Source organism: Serratia sp. 506_PEND (assembly GCF_001076875.1).
In the GTDB taxonomy this organism is placed as follows: Bacteria; Pseudomonadota; Gammaproteobacteria; order Enterobacterales; family Enterobacteriaceae; genus Serratia; species Serratia marcescens.
The window spans coordinates 36,710-43,343 of the sequence record NZ_JVEL01000468.1; the positions used below are offsets into that span (position 1 = coordinate 36,710).

General features: G+C 60.5%; 6 protein-coding genes and 1 pseudogene. All 7 read left to right on the plus strand.

Annotated elements, in window-relative coordinates; all coding sequences use genetic code 11:
• The first annotated feature begins 129 nt into the window (after positions 1-129).
• Positions 130-1,038, plus strand: coding sequence for an acetyl-CoA carboxylase, carboxyltransferase subunit beta (accD, locus tag ADK28_RS19055; protein ID WP_028127750.1), 909 nt, complete (start codon positions 130-132; stop codon positions 1,036-1,038).
• Between the two features lie 190 nt (positions 1,039-1,228).
• Positions 1,229-2,494 carry a bifunctional tetrahydrofolate synthase/dihydrofolate synthase gene (folC, locus tag ADK28_RS19060; protein ID WP_033639771.1) on the plus strand — a complete coding sequence of 422 codons (1,266 nt, stop codon included), beginning with the start codon at positions 1,229-1,231 and terminating at the stop codon, positions 2,492-2,494.
• Complete coding sequence (dedD, locus tag ADK28_RS19065; RefSeq protein WP_015378591.1) at positions 2,495-3,232, plus strand: cell division protein DedD; 738 nt, start codon at positions 2,495-2,497, stop codon at positions 3,230-3,232. It begins immediately after the preceding gene.
• A gap of 234 nt (positions 3,233-3,466) precedes the next feature.
• The gene (gene cvpA, locus ADK28_RS19070) at positions 3,467-3,967 is read left to right on the plus strand and encodes a colicin V production protein (RefSeq protein WP_004936119.1); all 501 of its coding nucleotides are present in this window, start codon (positions 3,467-3,469) and stop codon (positions 3,965-3,967) included.
• Between the two features lie 21 nt (positions 3,968-3,988).
• Positions 3,989-5,506: an amidophosphoribosyltransferase gene (purF, locus tag ADK28_RS19075; protein ID WP_004936117.1), complete on the plus strand. Its 1,518-nt coding sequence runs from the start codon at positions 3,989-3,991 to the stop codon at positions 5,504-5,506.
• A 132-nt stretch (positions 5,507-5,638) separates the two neighbouring features.
• Entirely contained in the window at positions 5,639-6,211 is a 573-nt protein-coding gene (locus ADK28_RS19080) for a UbiX family flavin prenyltransferase (protein WP_016926883.1), read from the plus strand.
• A 303-nt stretch (positions 6,212-6,514) separates the two neighbouring features.
• Positions 6,515-6,634, plus strand: a pseudogene (locus tag ADK28_RS30345) (histidine ABC transporter substrate-binding protein HisJ); the annotation flags it as partial.

Sequence of the window (6,634 nt, forward strand, 5' to 3'; positions counted from 1 at the left end):
AGCCGATGCCTCAGTCGCCGCGCTTGCCGCGCCGCGAACGGGCATTTTTTCATTGGGGTGTTTTCGGGGGGATTGTTAAAGCATGAACAGCGGACTGGCGTGTGCCAGGTTCAAACAGAAAGGTCATCGATGAGCTGGATTGAACGAATTCTTAACAAGAGCAATATCACACAAACCCGTAAGGCGAGCATTCCTGAAGGGGTCTGGACTAAATGCGACAGCTGCGGCCAGGTTCTCTACCGCGCCGAGCTGGAGCGGAATCTGGAAGTGTGCCCGAAGTGCGACCATCACATGCGTATGAGCGCGCGCGCGCGTCTGCATACCCTGCTGGACGAAGGCAGCGAAGTGGAGCTGGGCAGCGATCTGGAGCCGAAGGACGTTCTGAAATTCAAGGATTCCAAGCGCTATAAAGATCGTCTGGTCGCCGCACAGAAAGCGACCGGCGAGAAAGACGCGCTGGTGGTGATGAAGGGCACGCTGTACGGCATGCCGATCGTCGCCGCGTCCTTCGAATTCGCCTTCATCGGCGGCTCGATGTCTTCCGTGGTCGGCGCGCGTTTCGTGCGTGCGGTTGAGCAGGCGCTGGAGGACAACTGTCCGCTGGTGTGCTTCTCCGCCAGCGGCGGCGCGCGCATGCAGGAAGCGCTGATGTCACTGATGCAGATGGCGAAAACCAGCGCGGCGTTGGCCAAAATGCAGGAGCGCGGCTTGCCGTATATCTCCGTGCTGACCGACCCGACCATGGGCGGTGTCTCCGCCAGCCTGGCGATGCTGGGCGACATCAATATCGCCGAGCCGAAAGCGCTGATCGGTTTTGCCGGCCCGCGCGTCATCGAGCAAACCGTGCGCGAGAAACTGCCGCCGGGCTTCCAGCGCAGCGAGTTCCTGATCGAAAAAGGCGCGATCGACATGATCGTTCGCCGTCCGGAAATGCGCCAAACGTTGGCGAGCATTCTGTCCAAGCTGACCAACCAGCCGCAGCCGCATTTCGATGAGGCCGCGCCGGTCATTGAGCCGGAGCCGCAGGCCGACGCCTGAGGCAAAGACAGATCCCGCCCGGGTTCAGCCGCCACTTTGTGGCTAAGTGACGGCTGATGCCCGCTCCCTGCCGGCCGTAGCCTTTCCGCTGCGGTTTGCAGGGTGGCTGCAGTCACGAAGCGCATCGCCTTTACCGCGGTGAGGGTGGTGCCCTGATGGATTAATGAACCCAAGTTCAGTGATGGGACTCATGCAAAACCACCAAATTCCCCAAGCCACGTCGCCATTGAGCTCGTGGCTTTACTATCTGGAACGTCTGCACAGCCAGGCGATCGAACTCGGCCTTGAGCGCGTACAGCGCGTCGCGGCGCATCTGGATTTACTGACCCCCGCACCCACGGTGTTCACCGTTGCCGGCACCAACGGCAAAGGCACCACCTGTCGCACCCTTGAAGCTATTCTGCTGGCCGCCGGCCTGCGCGTCGGCGTCTACAGTTCACCGCATCTGGTGCGCTATACCGAACGCGTGCGCATTCAGGGCGAAGAGCTGAGCGAAGCGGAGCACAGCCGCTCGTTCGCCGCCATTGAAGCCGGCCGCGGCGAAACGTCGCTGACCTATTTCGAATTCGGCACCCTGTCGGCGCTGCAGCTGTTCAAACAGGCGCGACTCGACGTGGTGATCCTGGAAGTGGGGCTGGGCGGGCGTCTCGACGCCACTAACATCGTCGATCCGAGCGTGGCGGTGATCACCAGCATTGCGCTCGATCACACCGACTGGCTGGGCAACGATCGCGAAAGCATCGGCCGTGAAAAGGCCGGCATTTTCCGCAGCGGCAAACCGGCGGTGGTCGGTGAACCCGATATGCCGGACAGCATTCGTCAGGTTGCCGAAACGCTGGGCGCACCGCTGTCTCGCCGTGGTGAAGCCTGGCGCTTCAGCGAGCAGGGCGATCGCTGGCAGTGGCAGGGCGGCGACACGCTGCTGACCGATCTGCCGACGCCGAACGTACCGCTGGCCAACGCCGCTACCGCGCTGGCGGCGCTCAACTGCAGCCCACTGGAAATCGACGAACGCGCGATTTTCACCGGACTGCAGCAGGCGACACTGCCGGGGCGTTTCCAGATCGTGCGGCGGGAGCCGACGCTGATCCTCGATGTGGCGCACAACCCGCACGCCGCCGGCTATCTGGCCGGGCGTCTGGCCAAACTGCCGCGCAACGGCGGCAAGGTGCGCGCGGTGGTGGGCATGCTGTCGGACAAGGATATCGCCGGCACGCTGGCCTGCCTCAGCGAGCAGGTGGATGAATGGTACTGCGCGCCGCTCGACGGGCCGCGCGGCGCCAGCGTCGAACAGCTGGCGCAGCATCTGACGGAACCGCGCCGCTTTAATGATGTCGAAACTGCCTGGCGGCAGGCTATGCAGGATGCTGATAAACAGGATATTGTGATCGTCTGTGGATCGTTCCACACCGTGGCGCAGGTGATGGCGGCGTTAGACGAGATGCGGGGAGTGTGAGTGGCGAGTAAATTTCAGAACCGACTGGTCGGAACCGTGATTCTGGTGGCGCTGGGGGTGATCATCCTGCCAGGGTTGCTGGACGGCAAAAAGAAGCATTACGAGGATGAATTCGCGGCCATTCCGTTGGTGCCGAAGGCGGGCGACGTCGAAGAGAACGACGTGCTGCCACCGGTGACGCAACCGTTGCCGGCGCAGCCGCCGGAAGGGGCGGGCGCGCTGGTCGAACAGCAGGCGGCCAACGAAGCGGCGGCGCAACAGGCGGTGCGGCAAGGTGCTCAGCAGCCAGCGCAGGTGGCGCCGCCACCGGTCGAGACGCGTCCTCAGCCGGTGCCGCAGCCCAAGCCGAAACCGGTAGAAACCAAACCGGTGGAAGTGAAACCGAAACCGGCTCCGCAACCGAAACCGGTGGAAGTGAAGCCGGTACCGAAGCCGGAGCCGACGCCGAAACCTGAACCGACGCCGCAGCCGAAACCGGCGGAAGAAAAAGCGCCGGCCGGGCAAGCCTACGTCGTGCAGCTCGGGGCGTTGAAAAATGCCGCCAAGGCGAACGAGATTGTCGCCTCGCTGCGCCTCTCGGGCTATCGCGCCTTTACCGTGCCGTCAACGCCGGTGCAGGGGCAGATCACCCGCATCTATGTCGGCCCGGACGCTTCCAAGCAGAAGCTGCAGGCGGCGCTGCCGTCGCTGAACTCGATCAGCGGGCTGAGCGGGCAGGTGAAGCCGTACGGCCGTTAAACCCCGCAGGGGCGCAGCACGATGCGCCCCTGAATTAAGGAGTGGTGGAGATAAAGCGAGAAAAACCGCGCCTTTTACAGGCGAAATCACCTATGTAGGCGCGGCGATTGGGAATTTTTTGATCGCCGCTTTTTATTTGTAACGTGGTAGGAAATCCCCTACGCAAACGTTTTCTTTTTCTGTTAGAATTCGCCGCGAATTGGATGCAGGGGCGATTCATCATTGGAATAGTTCATGGTCTGGATTGATTACGTCATTATAGCGGTGATTGGATTTTCGGCTCTGGTGAGCCTGATCCGAGGGTTTGTTCGCGAAGCATTGTCACTTGTGACATGGGGATGTGCGTTTTTTGTTGCCAGCCATTTCTACTCTTACCTTGCGGTTTATTTCACTCGTTTTGAAGATGAACTGGTGCGAAACGGCATCGCGATCGCGATTTTGTTCATCGCGACCTTGATCGTAGGGGCTATTGTTAACTATGTGATTAGCTCACTGGTAGAGAAAACCGGGTTGTCGGGCACCGACCGGGTGTTGGGCATCTGCTTCGGCGCGCTGCGCGGAGTATTGATCGTCGCGGCGATCCTGTTCTTCCTGGATACCTTTACCGGCTTTTCACAGAGTGCCGACTGGAAACAGTCACAGCTCATTCCCCAGTTCAGTTACGTCATCAGGTGGTTCTTTGACTACCTGCAGAGCACGTCGAGTTTCTTGCCGACCCAATTGCCGGGGCGGTAGCGCTGATGAGGAAAAGACAACATGTGCGGTATTGTCGGTATCGCCGGTTTCATGCCGGTAAACCAGTCGATTTATGATGCGCTGACGGTGCTTCAGCACCGTGGCCAGGATGCCGCAGGCATCGTCACCATTGACGCCCACAACGGGTTCCGTTTGCGTAAAGCCAACGGCCTGGTGAAAGATGTGTTTGAGGCGCGCCATATGCAACGCTTGCAGGGCAACATGGGCATTGGCCATGTGCGTTACCCGACGGCCGGCAGCTCGAGCGCCTCTGAGGCCCAGCCTTTCTACGTCAACTCGCCGTTCGGCATTACGCTGGCCCACAACGGCAATCTGACCAACGCCCATGAGCTGCGCCAAAAGCTGTTCGAAAGCGGCCGCCGCCATGTCAACACCACCTCCGACTCGGAAATCCTGCTGAACGTGCTGGCCAGCGAGCTGGATCGCTTCCCGCATTATCCGCTGGAGGCCGACAACATTTTTACCGCGGTCGCCGCCATGCATCAGCAACTGCGCGGCGCTTACGCCTGCGTGGCGATGATCATCGGCCATGGCCTGCTGGCGTTCCGCGATCCGAACGGTATTCGTCCGCTGGTGATCGGCAAGCGCACGCTGGAGGATGGCCGCAGCGAGTACATGGTGGCTTCCGAGAGCGTGGCGCTGGATACCCTGGGCTTTGAGTTCCTGCGCGACGTGGCGCCGGGCGAAGCGGTGTACATCACCACCAAGGGCCAGCTGTTCACCCGCCAGTGCGCAGAGAACCCGAAAACCAACCCGTGCCTGTTCGAATACGTCTATTTCGCGCGCCCGGACTCCTTTATGGACAAGATCTCGGTCTACAGCGCCCGCGTGCGCATGGGCCAGAAGCTGGGTGAGAAGATTGCCCGCGAATGGGAAGATCTGGACATCGACGTGGTGATCCCAATCCCGGAAACCTCCTGCGACATCGCGCTGGAGATCGCGCGCATTCTTGAGAAACCCTACCGCCAGGGCTTTGTGAAGAACCGCTACGTCGGCCGCACCTTTATCATGCCGGGCCAGCAGGCGCGTCGTCAGTCGGTGCGCCGCAAGCTGAACGCCAACCGCGCCGAGTTCCGCGACAAGAACGTGCTGCTGGTGGATGACTCCATCGTGCGCGGCACCACGTCGGAACAGATCGTCGAGATGGCGCGCGAAGCGGGCGCCAAGCGTGTGTACCTGGCTTCCGCCGCGCCGGAAGTGCGTTTCCCGAATGTCTACGGCATCGACATGCCGAGCGCCAACGAACTGATCGCCCACGGGCGTGAAGTGGATGAAATCCGCCAGATTATCGGCGCCGACGGGCTGATCTTCCAGGACCTGGACGATCTGATCGAAGCGGTGCGCGAAGAGAACCCGGACATCACCCAGTTCGAATGCTCGGTGTTCAACGGCATCTACGTGACCAAAGACGTCGATCAAAGCTATCTGGAATATCTGGAGTCGCTGCGCAGCGACGACGCCAAGGCGCTGCGAGGGCAAACCGAAGCGGAAAATCTGGAACTGCACAACGAAGGCTAACCGGCCGCGTTGATTACTCGGGGGGCATCGCCGCGTCTGCGGCGGTGCGCCTTGCTCCTGTGAACTTGCTTATCCCTCGCCATTGCGGCAAAGTCTGCCTGATCTTACTTTTTACGGCAGAGGCCATTTTCCATGAAACGACTCATCATCGGCATTTCCGGCGCCAGCGGCGCGATCTACGGCGTGCGCCTGTTACAGGTTTTGCGCGACGTCGCAGAGGTGGAAACCCATCTGGTGATGAGCAACGCTGCACGGCAGACGCTGGCGCTGGAAACGCCGTACAGCCTGCGTGAAGTGCAGGCGTTGGCCGACGTGGTGCACGATGCGCGCGATATCGCCGCCGCCATCTCTTCCGGTTCCTTCAAAACCCTGGGCATGGCGATCCTGCCATGCTCGATCAAAACCCTGTCCGGCATCGTCAACAGCTACAGCGACGGGCTGCTGACCCGCGCCGCCGACGTGGTGCTCAAAGAGCGCCGCCGTTTGGTGCTGTGCGTGCGGGAAACGCCGCTGCATCTGGGACACCTGCGGTTGATGACGCAGGCGGCGGAGATGGGCGCGGCGATCATGCCGCCGGTGCCGGCGTTTTATCACCAGCCGAAAAGCGTGGAAGACATCATCGATCAGACCGTCAATCGGGTGATCGATCAGTTTGATATCGAACTGCCGGCCGATCTGTTCACCCGCTGGCAGGGTGCTGATTAACATTTTCATCCCCAAATTGGCACATTTGTGCAACACCGCACTGAATTAGGGCGGCGCATGCACCATAATGATCCCACTTCATCACGTTCACTGTTTCATGGCGCCGCCTTATCGCGGCTGCCAGTGGCGCGGCCCCGAGCGGCCGATTTAATTTTGCGGTTATCGTCCCAGGAAACAGTATTGTGAAGGCCGGAGCCGTTCCCTCCGCCCGTAGCACCTAATGTGGCACGATTACTGCAAATTGATTTGGTGGGGAAAAGTAATGCCCGTAGTGGCATCAAAAAATCAATTTGAGGGTAATTTATGAAAAAGCGGGTTTTGATTTTGCCGTTAGTTCTGGCTTTGAGCGCCGCCAGCAGCGCCTTTGCCGCCATTCCTTCCACGCTGAAGATTGGCACCGATCCGACTTACGCACCGTTTGAA

Excerpts from the sequence above, each read along its gene's own strand:
- cvpA (WP_004936119.1), top strand. The coding sequence starts at position 3,467 with ATGGTCTGGATTGATTACGTCATTATAGCGGTGATTGGATTTTCGGCT.
- purF (WP_004936117.1), top strand. The coding sequence starts at position 3,989 with ATGTGCGGTATTGTCGGTATCGCCGGTTTCATGCCGGTAAACCAGTCG.
- folC (WP_033639771.1), top strand. The coding sequence starts at position 1,229 with ATGCAAAACCACCAAATTCCCCAAGCCACGTCGCCATTGAGCTCGTGG.
- accD (WP_028127750.1), top strand. The coding sequence starts at position 130 with ATGAGCTGGATTGAACGAATTCTTAACAAGAGCAATATCACACAAACC.
- ADK28_RS19080 (WP_016926883.1), top strand. The coding sequence starts at position 5,639 with ATGAAACGACTCATCATCGGCATTTCCGGCGCCAGCGGCGCGATCTAC.